We start from the raw sequence: 15124 nt of genomic DNA, 5'->3' as shown, positions 1-15124 counted from the left end.
CGCTTCGAGCATCACCATTCGCACCCCAGAGCGAAAGGTGGCGCCGGGACACCGCTTACGTTGAGGTAGCAGAAAATCAGATTGGGCGCTCCGAAATATGCAATTATTTCAATGAAGTACAATCACGCTGCCAGCAGTATGGTGTTGATGAATTAGCGTTGGCTAACGTCAGGTACCGCAACCTTTGGTGTGTTGAACATCGCGTCTTCTGTCATGTCACCCATCAGGATTGCCATTAACATAACAGGTAGTTAGCCGGGAGGTTGTGCTTGTAGCAACGAAAATTAACCTGATAAGGCCGGCTGAGACGATCTCTCCATGGGTTTCACGGGTCGCGACAACCAGCCTGATAGCGATTGTAAGGCATGCAGGCCATTTGTCAGGATGACCTCGCTCCCCGAGGGTAACCCGGGCGCGCGAAAGGACCGGCGGTTTCCCGCCGGCCCACATTGCGGTCCCCTCCACCGCTACAATCGCGACATTTGCGACATTCATCTCTCCGCTTCACGAATGACCGTCCATGCCCGCGACGTCATTCTGCCATCTATCTCAACCTTTCCGGAAACCGGGCGCAGCCAGCCGTGTTTCACGAGGATATCTATTGCGGCGCTCATGTTCTTGCTGTCCCGTAGGCTGTTGGGTCCGCGCTGGATTAACATGCGCACGCTCACATGTTCATAGGCGTGGGACATCAGCCACTGGCGGAGGCGTTCTGCCCCCTGAAGAGCTGGGTCAACCTGTCCAACGCCGAGCAGTCGGAGGGCCTCGGTGGCATAGTAATCCGCGAGCCGGGTCGCCCGTTCGAAATTATGCAGGCTGATTTTTTCGGCGTGAATATTCTCAATGAGGGTGAGCACGCCAGAAACGCGCAATGCATGTTCGGAGAGCTTGCTTCCAAAGCCCTTGATCGCCTCAAAGGGTTTCCCCTCGCCAAGGCGTAGCTCCACGCTGTCAGCATATTGCTTCCATGCAGCCTGGGCATCTTCATCAAGCTGGATTACCCGGGGTTGGAGCACATTCCGCGTCTTCAGCGCCAGAGGGAACGGCTGCCTGAGTATTCTGAAAAGTCGCCCATCAAAGATCTCAAGCACTTTGAATGAATCTGGCGACGGATCCTTTTGGAGGCGCGTTCCGGCTGTTGAAGTTGGGGCGCTTACCAGAAGTCGGCTCAGGAGTCCCTGATCTCGCAAAATTGGATCGCCAAGGAGGATGTTGGCGGCTTCCGGCTGTGCAAGGAGATGCAGGGACACGCGCTTGCCGGGAACGGTGCTGGATCCGTCCAGCACACGCACGCGCTTGAGGGGCGCTCCGTCCCAAACATTGGACAGGCCGGCAGCAGTGCGGAGGCGATTCTCAGCAGACATGCTGTGCCCGCCGATGAAGGCGCCGCCCTCATCGGAAAACAGTCCCATGCTGGGTTGCCCCTCAGCCAGCAGCTTTGACAGGCCTTCAAAAGTCGGTTCGCCACAGGTCAGCATAGGAGATAGTGGCCGTTCTGGCTCTTCTCCCAACTGGTCAAGTTTCTGGCTCAGCTTTTCCTGATCGCTTTTAGCCGTCATCAGCCGCTTGCGCTGGATTTCCCACACATTCTTTGATTTGCTGTATTCCTTGAGCAAATCAGCGTAGTCGTCCAGAAGCTCTTTTTCACGTTCCCTGATGGCCCGGAGTGCGTAATAGTCCACGGCCGATTTGCGTTCGCCGCTTTCACCAACAGTGATCAGAAACAGGCTGCATGGTTTGACCTGCTGTGTTACTGGAAACGCGACATCCGCATGGGCCTGTACTGTGAAGCTGGCGGCTGCCAGCACGCTCTGGGCGGCCAGTGCAGGTGGACACTGTACGATATCCATAATCGCCCCAACTGCCGGGCCAAGTACGTCTCCCAGGGCATCCAGCGGGAATGCTGCCGACCTGCCTGTTGGGCGAACAAACGGCTGAGGCCCTTCCTCAGCCGGGATTCCGGTTTCGATTTCGCTGGCCACCCTTGCGTCGAACCCGGCCTTGTGCATGCCCGCCCTCATTCCGCTGTCGAATGTCGCGTTAAAGGCCGCAACGCCGTCATCCTGGATGAGACCGTTACGTTGACAGGCTTGCATGAAGACCTCGCAAACTGTCTCCTCGTGCAGATGCCCGTGTGCCACGAGCCGGCCCATCCGCAAGGCTTTCGCATTGAGGGTATCATTGCGGTTGCCCTTGAGCGCTGCTGACAGTTCCTCGACTGCTTCCTGTAGCTCTCTGGAGGCGCTTTCCGCAGCCCCTTCTGTGCCATGCTTCAGGGCCGGTGAGGTCCGCGCCGACCGCCGGGCAGCGACAAGCTCCATGATGTTGTCGGGAACCATGGGCAGACATGCGGCTTGAAGGCACTCTATCAAGGTCGGAGCACCATCCTGATGTTGCCAGCCTCTGCCATCTGGCAACACGCTTCCCGGCGCGATGACGTAGCCGCCATTGCCCCGAACATCGACGCCATCCGGCAGATCGCCGCGGGAGTTGCTAAGCGGTGCCGCATCGCGTGCCCTGAAGTAGAGATGCAGGCCATTGTTCGGCGTCAGGGACATTGGGCAACCCAGACGGGCAAAGTCGCCACCACAGAGGGCCTGGAGCGCCGCCACGCCGTCGGGCCCATCGCCGTGGCGATCGCCATCCAGTACGGTTATGCCGCTCCGGCCGCAGTTGATGCCGACCAGCGCATCTGGCCACAGCTGCCACCAATCCCTTACCTGCTCGGAAGAGTTGGTCGATACTTCCGACCATTTTACCAGCGGTTTCTTGTCAGGCTTGCACGGGAAAATGTAGAGTCCCGCACGGCTCAGACTGAGAGCAGTCCGGGCATTTCCGGTTTCGCTGTTCACGACAGACATAAAAACTCCTTCGCCCAGGACAGGCGTCGAGCAGGCATGTGCCGCTGCGCTGAAATAGCGCCAGCGGATCATATGTGATGAATCTGATGCTGGTTTTGCCGGGGGCTCAGGTGTCGCGGCCGGCGTTCAGGAACCGCTCAATGTCCGGGAGCAGGAAGAGCCGGCATTTGCCAATCTTTATCGATTGCAGCCGGCCATCGGCGATGGCGCGATAGAGCGAGCCCCGGCTCAGGCCAGTCATGTGCATGGCTTCGGGCAAGCGCACGGCGCGCGGCGTGCCCGGGGAGGAGGTAGGAGTATGTTCTTTCATCTGGACTATCCGTCAAACGATGGGCTGTGACGGCTAGCAATAATGAGGATCAAACCGGGCCCGGCAACAAGCGTTTGGTCCGATAAAATGGTGTCACGGTGTGGGTTTTTTCGGATCAGTATCCGCTTGCTCGATGGCCGCGACCGGTTGTAGCGTCGCCTCCAACTCCCTCAGGAGGCCATTCACTAAGGCCCTCCATATTTCGGTTCTGTCCACTTCCGTTGCCCATTTGGTTCGTTCGGGCGGCATGATCTGAGCGTTGAAGGTGCGCCACAGCCAGGGGGCAAGACTAATTGCCGCCTTTCGCGCCTGAGTCCGGCCTGTTTCGGTCGCAACATGGCGGCGGACAGTCATTGAGTGCCAGTGCCCTTCCTCAAGCAGGTCCTCAACAGGCTTGGACGCATTGACCTCAGAAACATGTTTGTCCCAACTGTCGTCGAAGGCCTCCATTGCCCCGGCAATTTCGGCATAGGCCGCATAATAGGCCTCAGCCTTCGCGGTGTGATCTGGATCATGGGGGCGATCGGCATTTGGCGTCTCAGGCAATTCAAAATACTTGCTCGGTCTTGTTGGCTGACCGGAGCTGCGTATTTTACGGGCGAATTCTTGTACAGTTGAGGGGACGATTGTTCGACCTGTTGTGCGGCTATAATAATCGCGCGCCTTCTGCATATTTCTAGCGCTTTGACGTGGGAGATCGTTGCAGAGAGAGATATAATATTCGGCTGCGCTACTTTTGTGGCTATCCTCGGACATCTGCTCCCATGAATCTCCGCGTTTCGGTCGTCCCCGGCCTTGTGGAAAGTCCAGAAGAAAGTCGCCATCGTCCCTGAATGCCTTGCCGTCTGGCAGCTTTCTCAATTCAGCTAGGAGCCTCGCCCTGTTCTCCAGCGAAAGCACCGCGCCGCTTTCCAGTTCTCCTACCAGGCCCGAGACCAAATACATGTCGACGGCATGCGCGCCTTTCCGGCGTGTGTTGGGAGGAGGTTGCGTCTTGCTCTTGTTTTCCGTCATTGTCCCTGCCATCGGTTTTTGCAATGCATGCTGAAGCTGCCGCAAAAGTAGCAATTGTAGCGCCCCGGCCTGCCCGCAACGTCAATGGCCTCATCCAGCGAGCGCAGGTTCAATCAAGACGCTCCGCGTACAGAACCGTTCCCATGCGTCCATAAGCTCGCGGCGTTTCTCCAGCGCAGACCCACGCCGGTAAGCCCGCTCGACGGCGTTGCCGGTGGTGTGGGCAAGGGCGGCTTCGCAGACCTCACGTGGAAACGGCGTGCAGTCGCCGGCCCAGTCGCGGAAGCTGCTGCGGAATCCGTGGACGGTGAACTCGCCATCAATCTGACGACGCATGACCGCCGTGAGCGACATGTCGCTGAGAGGTCGTCCCCTGTTCTGGCCAGGGAAAACAAGGGCGTCTGTTGTTTCTCCGACGGGTTGAAGCTGGCGGACCAAACACAGGATCTCGATGGCCCGGTCAGTGAGCGGAACCTGATGTTCAACGCCGGCTTTCATGCGGGCGGCAGGGATAGTCCATAATCCGCCTGCCAAATGAATCTCGCTCCACGTCGCGCCGCGAACCTCGCCGGAGCGGGCGGCGGTCAGGATGAGAAACTCCAGCGCCAGCGCGCTCATGCCCCTGACCAGACGCAGACGCTGGATGAATGCCGGTACGTCGGCATAAGGCATGGCCGGGAAATGCCGGACAGCGGCAATCTTTTGGGGCTTCGGCAGCAGGTGCTTCAGGCCGGGGAGGAAAGCCGGGTTTTCTCCGGACCTGTGCCGGTCGGCGGTGGCGGCGGCAAGGATGGTTTCGAGCCTGCCACGCAGGCGGCTCATGGTTTCGTGCTTTCCTAGCCAGTTCGGTTCGAGAATCGCCACAATGTCTTCGCGGGTGATGTCAGCTATCTGCTTCCCTCGGATATCCTGACAATAGCCGCCGTCGATCCATACGCCCCGGTCGTCCTTCCGGATGCTCAACGTGCTGCGCCACTGGTCGATATGTTTGGTGTTGCGCCACGATGGACTATGCCGGTTGACATAGGCGCTGGCGTACTCGCCGAAACTGGGGCCGGTAAGGGATGCGGTCCTGGTTTCTTCCTGCCGGGCCCTAATTGGGTTGATGCCTTGTTCAACCAGCGTGCGTGCCTGACGCGCCTTTTCCCTAGCCGCCGCGAGCGTTACCAGTGCTGCTGATCCCAGGCCAAGCTCTTTCTGGTAGCCCTCGAACCTGAACAGGAAGACCCATCGTCGTCTTGACCCGTCATTGCTAATAGCAAGATAGAGACCGCCGCCATCGCTATGGCGACCCGGCTTTGTCAGCGTCGCAATGCTGCGAGCGGTGAGCTTATTTAGGGCCCGCGCCATGTCTCTCTCCCGGTCCCAGTTTCGGCCCTAGCGCCGAACATGCGTTCTGGTGGGATGATGCTAGACGGCTTGGGACGCAGAGGGAATGCAAACCGCTTCTAGACAACGGTTCTGCGGTCGATCTGGGACGTTCAGAAAAGGTCTGGGAAGGTTATATGGCGGAGGGAGCGGGATTCGAACCCGCGATACGGTTGCCCGTATACACACTTTCCAGGCGTGCGCCTTCAACCACTCGGCCACCCCTCCGGAGCCGGGCGCGGCCCGGCTGTAGGAACCGGCTTGGCCTGGGCCATGGCCCATGTGGGCAGCGTCCGGTTCTGGCGGCGATGTATAACGGAAGATGCGGTGAGCGCAAGGGGGCGATGACTGGCGTTGGGGACTGTCCACGAGCGATTGCGGATCGCCAGCCTGTTGCGTGCTCCGGCAGCCGCAATAGCCGCAGTCTCGCCGGTGGCCGGCTGACGCCCCTATGTCTTGTGCCGCCATGATTTCGTGGCGCGGGCGGCCGCCGGGCCAGCGGCCAGCTGAGGCGCCATGGTTGATGCGTGCGGAGTTGTGCTGTGGCCGCCCCCGACTGACGCATGGTGGCTCCCGGGCGCCGGCTGGCGCCTGAGGCAGGCGCCGGGGCCGCGCCCGGCGAAATTGCGCGCCGGCGTCCGCCCCGTGGGAAATACAGGTCAGCGTTGGCAGCCCTCCATCCGCGTCAGTGAAACCCGGAGATCAACAAAATCCGCTGGAGCAATTCCCGATCTACATGGATCGGGGATTGCTCCAGTTTCCCTTATTTTGAGCGAATTCTGATCGACCAGACGATTCCGCTTGGTCGGAAAGCGCTCTAGACCCAACGGATCCGGAAGCCTTGCCCGCCTGCGCCATGAGGGCGGGCTTCAGGTGGCTGGCGGGGGAGGCGGCGTGGTTTCCTGCTGGGGCTCTGGCGCCGCCGTCGTGGTCCCGGCTGGCGCCGCCGCGCGTTGTGCTGGGGGGGCTTCAGACGCCGGCGTGGAGGACACGGGGGACGTCATCATCACCGGTTTGGGCGCAGCGACAATGCCATTCTCACGGAACGCCTGCTGCACGGCGAGATATACTTTCCTGCGGATGGTGAACTGTTTCCCGGCCCGCGCCTTGAACTTGCCGCGCACCAGCAGCGTTCCGTCCTCCACATTGGCGATGCCCTGGCTCTTGAAGGTTTCCAGCAGGTCGTCCGCGAGTTCCGGGTCGGCCGCCAGTTTCGCGCCGATCTGTTTGAAGAGCTTGCGGACCAGTTCAACGTCGGTGTCAAACGCGACGCGGAAAACCAGCTTTTCGATCACCCAGTCACGGCTGAAGTTCTGGATCTTGCCAATCTGCCCATAGGGAACGGTGGCAATGGCCCCACGGGGATGGCGCAGGCTGACCGAGCGGATGGAAATACGTTCGACCGTGCCCTTGGAGCCAGACGTCTCGATGTATTCGCCCATCCGGAACGCATCGTCGATGAGGAAAAACAGTCCCGAGACAATATCTTTCACCAGCGTCTGCGAACCGAAACTGATCGCAAGGCCGAAAACGCTGAGGCCGGTGACGATGGGCCAGATATTCATGCCCAGCAGAAGCAGGATGGTGAGGCTGGCCAGCAGGACGATCAGCGCGCGGGCCGTGCCGCCCAGAAGGGGAAACAGCGTCTCCAGCCGTGTGCTCGGCGCGTGAACCTCATCGCTGTGGGCAGCGTTCTGGCGTCCCCGGCGGGTCAGGCGTTCAAAACCGATGCCGGTGGCGTTCCAGCCCCAGGCGGCGACAACGGCGACTGCCGCCAGCGAAATGGAACGCCATTCGGCCTCGCCGGAGTGCACGCCCAGCGCCACCAGCGCCGGCAGGGCCCACTGGAAGCCGATGGCGATCAGCGCCAGCAGGACGAAGGCGAACCGGCTGGTGCGGTATAGCGCCGTCAGGGCCACGCTGTCGGACGAGGTGCGCTCCCGCTCCCTGGCCCACTCCGCCAGCATGGCGTCGATATGCGGGGTCAGCAGCAACAGCAGCAGGGTCAGCAGCAGCGGCAGGCCCGGCAGGGGGTGCGCGACCGTGATGGAGATCTGCAGGGCGGTGAATGTGCCCAGGGCGGCGGCCATCGCAATGAATGGCCAGGCGATGGCGAAGCGGAGCCGGCCCATCGTCCTCGGCGGCGGCCCCGCCACGGCGGTGGTGACGGGCTGGCGAAACCACCAGTAGGCGAACATGGTGACAATAACGACGGGTATGCTGACCAGGGCTGACGTGGTGATGTCAATCAGGCCCGGGCTGGCGTGCAGCCCCCGCAAAGTCGATATGGTCGCGAGCCCGAGGACGCCCCAGATGAAGGCGGCGCTCACCAGTTCGCTGAACGTGCGAAGCCGCCGGCGGGCCACGGCTGGCGCCCAGCTGGCGGACAGGATGGTGGTGAAAGCGTGCCGCCCCGCAAGGCCGATGATGGCGGCGCCGCTCCACAGGATGATGAGCTGGCGCGTTGGCGCATCCCGGGTGACGATCCGGCTGACGACGACGACGGCGATGGCGGCGAGCAGGATGGCGCCCGTCGCCCGCAGCAGCCTGCCAAAGCGGGCGCCGCGCCGCACCATGATCTCGCGGGCGACCAGCAACGCCGCCACGCCGCCGGCGGCCGAGAGGGTCGCGACCAGCATGGTCAGGAGAGGGTTGCGTCCGTCAGCGTGAATGGCGACCAGCAGGTCGGCCCAGTCAGATCCGAGCCGATAGATATTGCCAACGCGGCGGAGAATGCCCTCGTGCAGCAGCGTGGCGATCTGGTTGACGCCTTCGGCGACCGCGTTCGCGTCGGTTTCGATCTCTTCTGGGGAATGTCCCTGCGCCACGCCGGTCGCTCCTGTATCAGCGATATTCTGTTGGCGTTTTCATTGTGCCTGCGCACCCCTGAAAACGTCCCTGTTCCTTGCACGGAGCCTTTTGGGGCAAGGCGGCGTTGGCCTTGCCTGAAAACCGCCGGCGCCGCGCGCCGGGCTGGCGTCCCCCCAGCGCCGGTTTGCCTCGCTGCTGCGCGACCTGACCGGCTCCCCGCCTTCGTTGTGAAGCGCCTGCCTGCGATTATCAAGCGGGGCGCGCCTCCTTCTGGCGGAACGGTTTATGGGCAGGCGCGCCATCGTCGGGCGCGAGACGTTGCACGCTGGCGCAAGGCGGGGCGCCATGGCGTTCCGGCCGGGGGCGTTTTTGCCGCGACCGCTGCTGCGCGGCGGCCTCCACCGTCGCGCCAGATCATGCTTTTGGCGCGAGGCGGCGTTCTGCTGGCTGGCCAATGTTCCCCTTCCTTGCGTATGCTGACGCCGGGCGTTGGGTATTTTTTGAATAGAACGCCAAAATTGTGAAGAGGTTATTGATTTCTACATGCTGGATTTTCTGAACGTCAGGACGGAATGGCCGTGGCTCGACACGGTCATCTTTGTGGGTGGGCTCATGCTGCTGGCCCTTGTGGTGAATTTTGCCATGAAGAGCCTGCTGCTGCGCGGCTATGACCGGGTGATGGCGCGCACTGCTCTGGGGCGGGACCCGGAACTCCGGCGACACCGCGTGCTGGAGCGGCTGGCGCTGGCGGCGCCGGCGCTGGTGATCTCGGCCGGGGTCGGGCTGACGCCGCACGCGCCTGAAGCATTCGTCGCCGTGGCGCGCAATGTGGCCAATGCGGTGGTGGTGCTGGCCCTGGCGCTGGCCGCCGGCGCCGCTCTCGATCTCGTGGACGTCGTCTATCACCGGCGTCCGGAGGCGCGAAAACGGCCGATGAAGGGCTATTTCCAGATCCTGAAGATCGCGCTCTACGTCATCGCGGCGCTGCTGATGATCGCGACGATTATCGATCGCTCGCCGGTGATCCTGCTGTCAGGTCTCGGCGCCATGGCGGCGGTGCTGATCCTGGTGTTTCAGGACACCCTGCTGTCGCTGGTGGCCGGCATCCAGATTTCATCCACGGACATGGTGCGGGTCGGGGACTGGATCGAGGCGCCGGGGGAGGGCGCCGATGGCGATGTGATCGAGATCGCCCTGCACACGGTGAAGGTGCAGAACTGGGACAAAACCATCACCACTGTGCCGATCCGCAAGCTGGTGACCGGCAGCTTCCGGAACTGGCGCGGCATGCGCGAGGCTGGCGGGCGCCGCATCAAGCGCGCCCTGAGCCTCGACCAGACCAGCATCCGCTTCCTCGATGCGGAGGATGTGCGGCGCCTGGGCTCCCTGCGCCTGCTGCGGGACCATCTGGCGCGCAAGCAGGTGGATATCCTGCAATGGAACGAGCAGCTCGGGCCGACCGACGCCGCGCCGGCCAACTGCCGTCGTCTCACCAATATCGGGGCGTTTCGCGCCTATGTGGAGGCCTATCTGCGCACGCATCCGCAATTGCGCCAGGACCTGACGATCATGGCGCGGCAACTGCCGCCCGGGCCTGAGGGGCTGCCCATGGAGGTGTATTGCTTCACCAATACGGTGGTCTGGACGGAATACGAAGGCATCCAGGCCGACATCTTCGATCACCTCTACGCCATTCTGCCGGAGTTTGACCTGCGGGTCTTCCAGAGCCCGGCGGGCGCCGATCTGCGGGCCATGGCCACAGCCGCCGGGGGCGGGCGGCGCCTGCGGGCTGAACGCATGGGGGATCCGGCGCCTGGCGTGGCCGCGATCAGGGCGGAAGCAGGGTGATCCAGCTCCCGGGAGACCCGCGCGCTTGCGGCGATCGATGCGAACGCCGGATGCAGATCACTGGAATGGGGCGGTCTCGTCCCTGCCGGGTTTGCGGAAGATGAACATCAGAAGGAAGCCGCCAATCAGGCCCGTGATGGAGGCTGGCGCCGCGAGGGCCATGGTCACCGCGCTGCCGGCCATCGTCCCGGCCATTGCCGAAACGCTGGCGGCGAGGCGGGCGCCGCCATCGGTGACGATGGCGTCGAGCGCGCCCTGCAGCCTCGCCGGGGCCCAGGCGTCATTGGCCAGATAGCGCGTCACGTCGATCACCAGCGCAACGAACCCGCCGACAACCGCGAGGAAGCCCAGAAATCTCAGGATCGCGCGCATTTTCCTCAACCGTTGCCGACCGGCATGTTTCCCCGCGAAGCATCGTCTGGCGCCGGGAAAATACTTCAGACCAGGGAGATGGGGCAACTCTCCAGCGCCGCCGGGACAGGTTCGCCACCGCCATTCTGACGACAACGCCGCCGTGTCAAGGATGGCGTTATCAGACCCGGAGCGCTACACCCTCTGGCGCACAGGGTAAACAGGCGGGCCGATTCCGCATCAAGCAAGGGTTAAGGTAGGGCATGGCCTGGTCGCCGCAGCAGGAAGACGCTCTCAACGCCGTCGCGCGCTGGCTGAAACGGGGCTCGCCGCAGGTGTTCCGGCTGTTCGGCTACGCCGGCACGGGCAAGACCACCCTGGCCCGCCACATAGCGGAAGGCGTTGACGGCGAGGTGGCGTTCGGGGCGTTCACCGGCAAGGCGGCCCTGGTCATGCGCTCCAAGGGCTGCACCGACGCCGCCACGATCCACTCCATGATTTACCGCTCGCGCGGGGTGGAGGAGGAAGCGCCCACCTTCGTCATCAATCACAGCGGCAACGCTTCCAAGGCCAGCCTCATCATCATCGACGAATGCTCGATGGTCGACGATGAGCTGGGCCGCGATCTTGAGTCGTTCAACACGCCGATTCTGGTGCTGGGCGATCCGGCGCAGTTGCCGCCGGTGAAGGGCGGGGGTTATTTCACCGCTGACGCGCCTGACGTGATGCTGACCGAGGTGCACCGCCAGGCCAAGGACGATCCGATCGTCCGCCTGTCGATGATCGCCCGCGAGGGCGGCGACATCGGCCTGGGCGACTACGGCGAAACCCGCGTCATCTCCCGGCGCGACATTAACGCCGAGGCCATTCTGGCGGCGGACCAGGTGCTGGTGGGCATGAACCGCACCCGCCGGCTTTACAATGGGCGCATTCGCGAGCTGCTTGGCTACCGCGACCCCATGCCGGGCGTTGGCGAAAAGCTGGTCTGCCTGCGCAATGACCGCGCCAAGGGTCTGCTTAACGGCGGCGTTTTCCGGGTGCGCAGCAACCGCGGCGAGTCGAAGGGGCTGGTGCAGCTCACCGTGCAGCCGGATGAGGACGTCGGCGGCCGCTCGGCCAAGGTCAAGGTGCTGCGCGAATTCTTTGAGGGCGGCGAGGAAGCGCTGCCATGGGAAATCCGCCGCCGTTCGGATGAATTCGACTATGGCTATGCGCTCACGGTCCACAAATCCCAGGGCTCGCAATGGGACAATGTCGTGCTGTTCGACGAAAGCCATGCCTTTCGCGAGCACCGTCATCGCTGGCTTTACACCGCCATCACCCGCGCGGCCCGCAAGCTGACGGTGGTGGTCTGACAAACGGCGATCCACTGGCAGGGCGGGATGATCCCTCGCCAGTTCCCCGCCGCCAGGTTTCCAGACTGGCTGTTATCGGGGACGCGCCAACCGGGTTGTAAGCCGGGCCGCTTCACGCCAGCTGGCGACCACATGGTGGGCGCCGGCGGCCCGCAACCGCGCCGCGTGTCCGGCGCGCACATGGCTGCCGCCGCAAAAGCCGATGACGGTCATGCCGGCGGCGCAACCGGCCCTGACGCCGGCGGGCGAATCCTCGATGACGATGCAGCGCCGCGGCGCGACCCGGAGCCGTCCCGCCGCCAGCAGGAAGATATCCGGCGCCGGCTTGCCGCGCCGCGCCATGTCGGCGCTGATGACCCGTCCCCGAAACAACTTCTCCAGGCCCAGCAGGGTCAGGCAATGGCTCAGGCGCGGCATGGCGCTGGAGGAGGCGATGCAGCGCGGCGCGTGGGCGAAGCGCCGTATGAAGCTGCGCGCCCCGGCGGTCTGGGTGAGCTCCGCGCTGAAGGCCGCCAGGGTTTCGTCCAGCAGCTGCGCCTGAAAACCCGCTGGCAGCGGACCGCCGAGGTCGGCTTCAACGCGCCGCGCCACGTCGGCCCAGCGCCGTCCGCAATAACGCCTGAGGGAATCCTCCAGCCGCGTCGGGAAACCGGCCTCCGTCACCAGCCGGGCCAGAACCCGGTTGGCGATGATCTCGCTGTCGGCGATGACGCCGTCGAAGTCGAAAATCAACCCCCGGCAGGGCTGGCCCCGCAGGGGTTGTCTGAAGTCGTTCCGTTCCGGTCCGCTCATGCGGGCGCCAGCGCGCTGGCAAGGGCAAGCGCCTGGCTGCGCGCGCTCGCCAGCAGCTCGTCCGACAACGCAGGGTTGATCCCGGCGACGCTCCGCGCCAGCGACAGGCCGCCGACAAGGGTTGCCAGCAGGGCGATGGCCTGGGCGCGGGCCTGTCGCAGCCCGTCGCCATCTGAAGCCTGATCGGAACGGCCGATGAAGGCGTGGGCGAGATCGGTCAGATAGCGCTCCAGACCGTCCGCATAGGCGCGGCGCACCTCGGCGTCCTCGCGCGAAACGTCGGCGCCGAAGGCGACCATCGGGCAGGAGGCGCCACTGGCGTCGCGCGCTTTGGGCGAGAGATAGTGAGCGATATAGTCTTCCAGCGCCGTGCGTCTGGCCGCGGCGTCGGGCCCCGCGCCGATTCGCGCCAGCCGCGCCACCGCCAGATCAAAATTGTGGGCAAGGGCGCAGGCCTGCAGGTCGGTTTTGGAGGAGAAGTGATTGTAGAAGCCGCCGTGGGTCATGCCGGCGGCGCGCATGAGTTCGGCGACGCTGGGGCCGTCGAGGCCCTGCTCGCGAAACAGCCGCGAGGCCTGGGCCACCACTTCCGCCTTGTTCGCCTCCGCTTTCTTCTTGCTGATGCGCATGATGAAAGCCTGCCTTCCTCGTCCTGCCCGGGGCGCGCCGGAAAGGTCGCGGCGGACAGGTCAGATCAAAACCATGGGCGGGCCCCTGTCAGGGGAGCCTGCTCCGGTTCATGTCCGGAGCCGCCCGGACGGGATTGCCCCGCCATCGGAGCCAGAGGCCAGAAAGCTTGCCGGCGCCCCTTGACGTTTAATGACGGTTGTCATCATTAATTGATGACGATCATCATCATAACGACCGCCGCCCCCGGTGTCGAGCGAATCGCAGCTTTACCGGCCCGTGGCCGCAGTCTGGAGTGAAACATCATGCTGGCGCAGACAATGGCCAACGCACTGGCGCGACGCGGGCTTCACTATGGCTGGGTCGTGGTGGCGGTTACCTTCCTCACCAGCCTCAGCATCGCTGGCACGGTTGGTCTTGGCGGCGTGTTCATCACGCCAATGGCGCGGGAGTTTGGCTGGAACGCCGCAGACCTGTCGAGCGTCTTCGCCATTCGCCTGCTGCTGTTCGGCCTGATGGCGCCGTTCGCCGCTGCTTTCATGGAGCGCTACGGCGTCCGCAACATCATCGTGCTGGCGCTGGCGCTGGTGATTGGCGGTATGGCGGCCGGCGTCGTGGCGACCAGCCTGTGGCAGTTCGTGCTGCTGTGGGGCGTGGTCGTTGGTTTCGGCACCGGCCTTACCGCGATGGTGCTGGGCGCCACGGTGGCCAGTCGCTGGTTCGAGGAGCGCCGTGGCCTGGTGCTCGGCCTGCTGACGGCGGCGGTGGCCACCGGCCAGCTTGCCTTCCTGCCGCTCGCGGCCTGGCTGACCGAGCACTTCGGCTGGCGCATGGCCCTGGCTCCGACCATGATTTCCCTGGGTCTGGCCGCCGCGCTGGTGCTGCTGTTCATGCAGGACCGGCCCGCCGACGTTGGCCAGCGCGCCTTTGGCGCGGCGCCGCTGCGTCCGGGCGAGGCGCCGGTCCCGCCGCCGGTCCGCGTTGGCAACGTCGGAACGGCGGTGGCGCGGGCATTCAGCATTCTGAACGAGAGCGCCCGCAGCCTGCCATTCTGGGTGCTGTTCGGCACCTTCTTCATTTGTGGCCTCAGCACCGCCGGCCTGGTGCAGACCCACTTCATTTCCCTGTGCGGCGATTTTGGCATGCCGCAGGTCGACGCCGCCTCGACCCTGGCGATGATGGGCGCCTTCGATTTCGTCGGCACCATTCTCTCTGGCTGGCTGTCCGACCGTTACAACAACCGCAGCCTGCTGTTCTGGTACTACGGTCTGCGCGGCCTGTCGTTGCTGTGGCTGCCGCAGAGCGCCTTCACCTTCTACGGTCTGTCGCTGTTCGCCATGTTCTATGGCCTGGACTGGGTGGCGACGGTGCCGCCGACCGTCAAGCTGGCCGGGCGCTATTTCGGCGCCGAAAAGGCCCCGCTGGTTTTTGGCTGGATTTTCGCCGGCCACCAGATCGGCTCCGCCGTCGCCGCCTGGGGCGGGGGGCTGTCGCGCACCCTGCTCGCCAGCTATCTGCCGGCCTTCTACATTGCTGGCGTCATGTGCCTTGTCGCGGCCGGCTCGGTGTTTCTGTTGCGGGACAAACGGGCGCCGGCGCGGGAGGCCCCGTCGGCCGCCTGAGCCATCCCCTGAATGCAAAACCAATGGCCTGGAGCGCCCGCTCCGGGCCATTGCTTTGCCGGTCGGTTGTTGTGGTGATTGCGCCGTTCCTGGCCGTCGGGATGCGCTCACGGCCCTTCACAGAACACGCCGTGGCGAGGCTCCAGCCCGCGCGCCAGCCAACTG

11 protein-coding genes and 1 tRNA gene are annotated in these 15124 nt (G+C 63.9%); 3 read left to right on the top strand and 9 right to left on the bottom strand.

Annotation, left to right across the window (positions count from 1 at the left end; translation table 11 throughout):
• Positions 1 to 491 precede the first annotated feature (491 nt).
• The 6 genes from IE243_RS16605 to IE243_RS16580 form a co-directional block, all read right to left on the bottom strand.
• A complete protein-coding gene (locus IE243_RS16605) occupies positions 492 to 2861 on the bottom strand; it encodes a DUF3987 domain-containing protein (protein WP_191320508.1) in 2370 nt (789 codons plus the stop codon).
• Between the two features lie 106 nt (positions 2862 to 2967).
• Positions 2968 to 3171 carry a helix-turn-helix transcriptional regulator gene (locus IE243_RS16600; RefSeq protein WP_191320507.1) on the bottom strand — a complete coding sequence of 68 codons (204 nt, stop codon included), beginning with the start codon at positions 3169 to 3171 and terminating at the stop codon, positions 2968 to 2970.
• 93 nt (positions 3172 to 3264) lie between these two features.
• Positions 3265 to 4185: a hypothetical protein gene (locus IE243_RS16595; protein WP_191320506.1), complete on the bottom strand. Its 921-nt coding sequence runs from the start codon at positions 4183 to 4185 to the stop codon at positions 3265 to 3267.
• 90 nt (positions 4186 to 4275) lie between these two features.
• Complete coding sequence (locus IE243_RS16590; RefSeq protein WP_191320505.1) at positions 4276 to 5535, bottom strand: tyrosine-type recombinase/integrase; 1260 nt, start codon at positions 5533 to 5535, stop codon at positions 4276 to 4278.
• 156 nt (positions 5536 to 5691) lie between these two features.
• Positions 5692 to 5781, bottom strand: a tRNA-Ser gene (locus tag IE243_RS16585).
• A gap of 641 nt (positions 5782 to 6422) precedes the next feature.
• Entirely contained in the window at positions 6423 to 8381 is a 1959-nt protein-coding gene (locus IE243_RS16580; RefSeq protein ID WP_191320504.1) for a mechanosensitive ion channel family protein, read from the bottom strand.
• 526 nt (positions 8382 to 8907) lie between these two features.
• On the opposite strand from IE243_RS16580, the gene IE243_RS16575 reads away from it, so the two are divergent.
• The gene (locus tag IE243_RS16575) at positions 8908 to 10212 is read left to right on the top strand and encodes a mechanosensitive ion channel family protein (protein WP_191320503.1); all 1305 of its coding nucleotides are present in this window, start codon (positions 8908 to 8910) and stop codon (positions 10210 to 10212) included.
• A 57-nt stretch (positions 10213 to 10269) separates the two neighbouring features.
• Here IE243_RS16575 and IE243_RS16570 read toward each other — a convergent pair whose 3' ends face one another.
• Positions 10270 to 10584, bottom strand: a complete 315-nt coding sequence (locus tag IE243_RS16570) for a hypothetical protein (RefSeq protein WP_191320502.1) — start codon at positions 10582 to 10584, stop codon at positions 10270 to 10272.
• A 242-nt stretch (positions 10585 to 10826) separates the two neighbouring features.
• On the opposite strand from IE243_RS16570, the gene IE243_RS16565 reads away from it, so the two are divergent.
• The gene (locus tag IE243_RS16565) at positions 10827 to 11918 is read left to right on the top strand and encodes an ATP-dependent DNA helicase (RefSeq protein WP_191320501.1); all 1092 of its coding nucleotides are present in this window, start codon (positions 10827 to 10829) and stop codon (positions 11916 to 11918) included.
• Positions 11919 to 11990: 72 nt separating this feature from the next.
• Here IE243_RS16565 and IE243_RS16560 read toward each other — a convergent pair whose 3' ends face one another.
• A complete protein-coding gene (locus IE243_RS16560; protein ID WP_191320500.1) occupies positions 11991 to 12710 on the bottom strand; it encodes an HAD family hydrolase in 720 nt (239 codons plus the stop codon).
• Positions 12707 to 13339 (bottom strand): TetR/AcrR family transcriptional regulator, encoded by a 633-nt coding sequence (locus IE243_RS16555; RefSeq protein WP_191320499.1) that lies wholly within the window; start codon positions 13337 to 13339, stop codon positions 12707 to 12709. Before IE243_RS16555 ends, IE243_RS16560 begins: the two co-directional genes overlap by 4 nt.
• A gap of 303 nt (positions 13340 to 13642) precedes the next feature.
• On the opposite strand from IE243_RS16555, the gene IE243_RS16550 reads away from it, so the two are divergent.
• Positions 13643 to 14959 carry an MFS transporter gene (locus tag IE243_RS16550; protein WP_191320498.1) on the top strand — a complete coding sequence of 439 codons (1317 nt, stop codon included), beginning with the start codon at positions 13643 to 13645 and terminating at the stop codon, positions 14957 to 14959.
• Positions 14960 to 15124: the final 165 nt, after the last annotated feature.

Origin of the sequence: Camelimonas fluminis (genome assembly GCF_014656355.1) — a bacterium.
Taxonomy (GTDB): Bacteria; Pseudomonadota; Alphaproteobacteria; order Rhizobiales; family Beijerinckiaceae; genus Camelimonas; species Camelimonas fluminis.
This window is presented reverse-complemented; position numbering and strand designations above follow the sequence as displayed.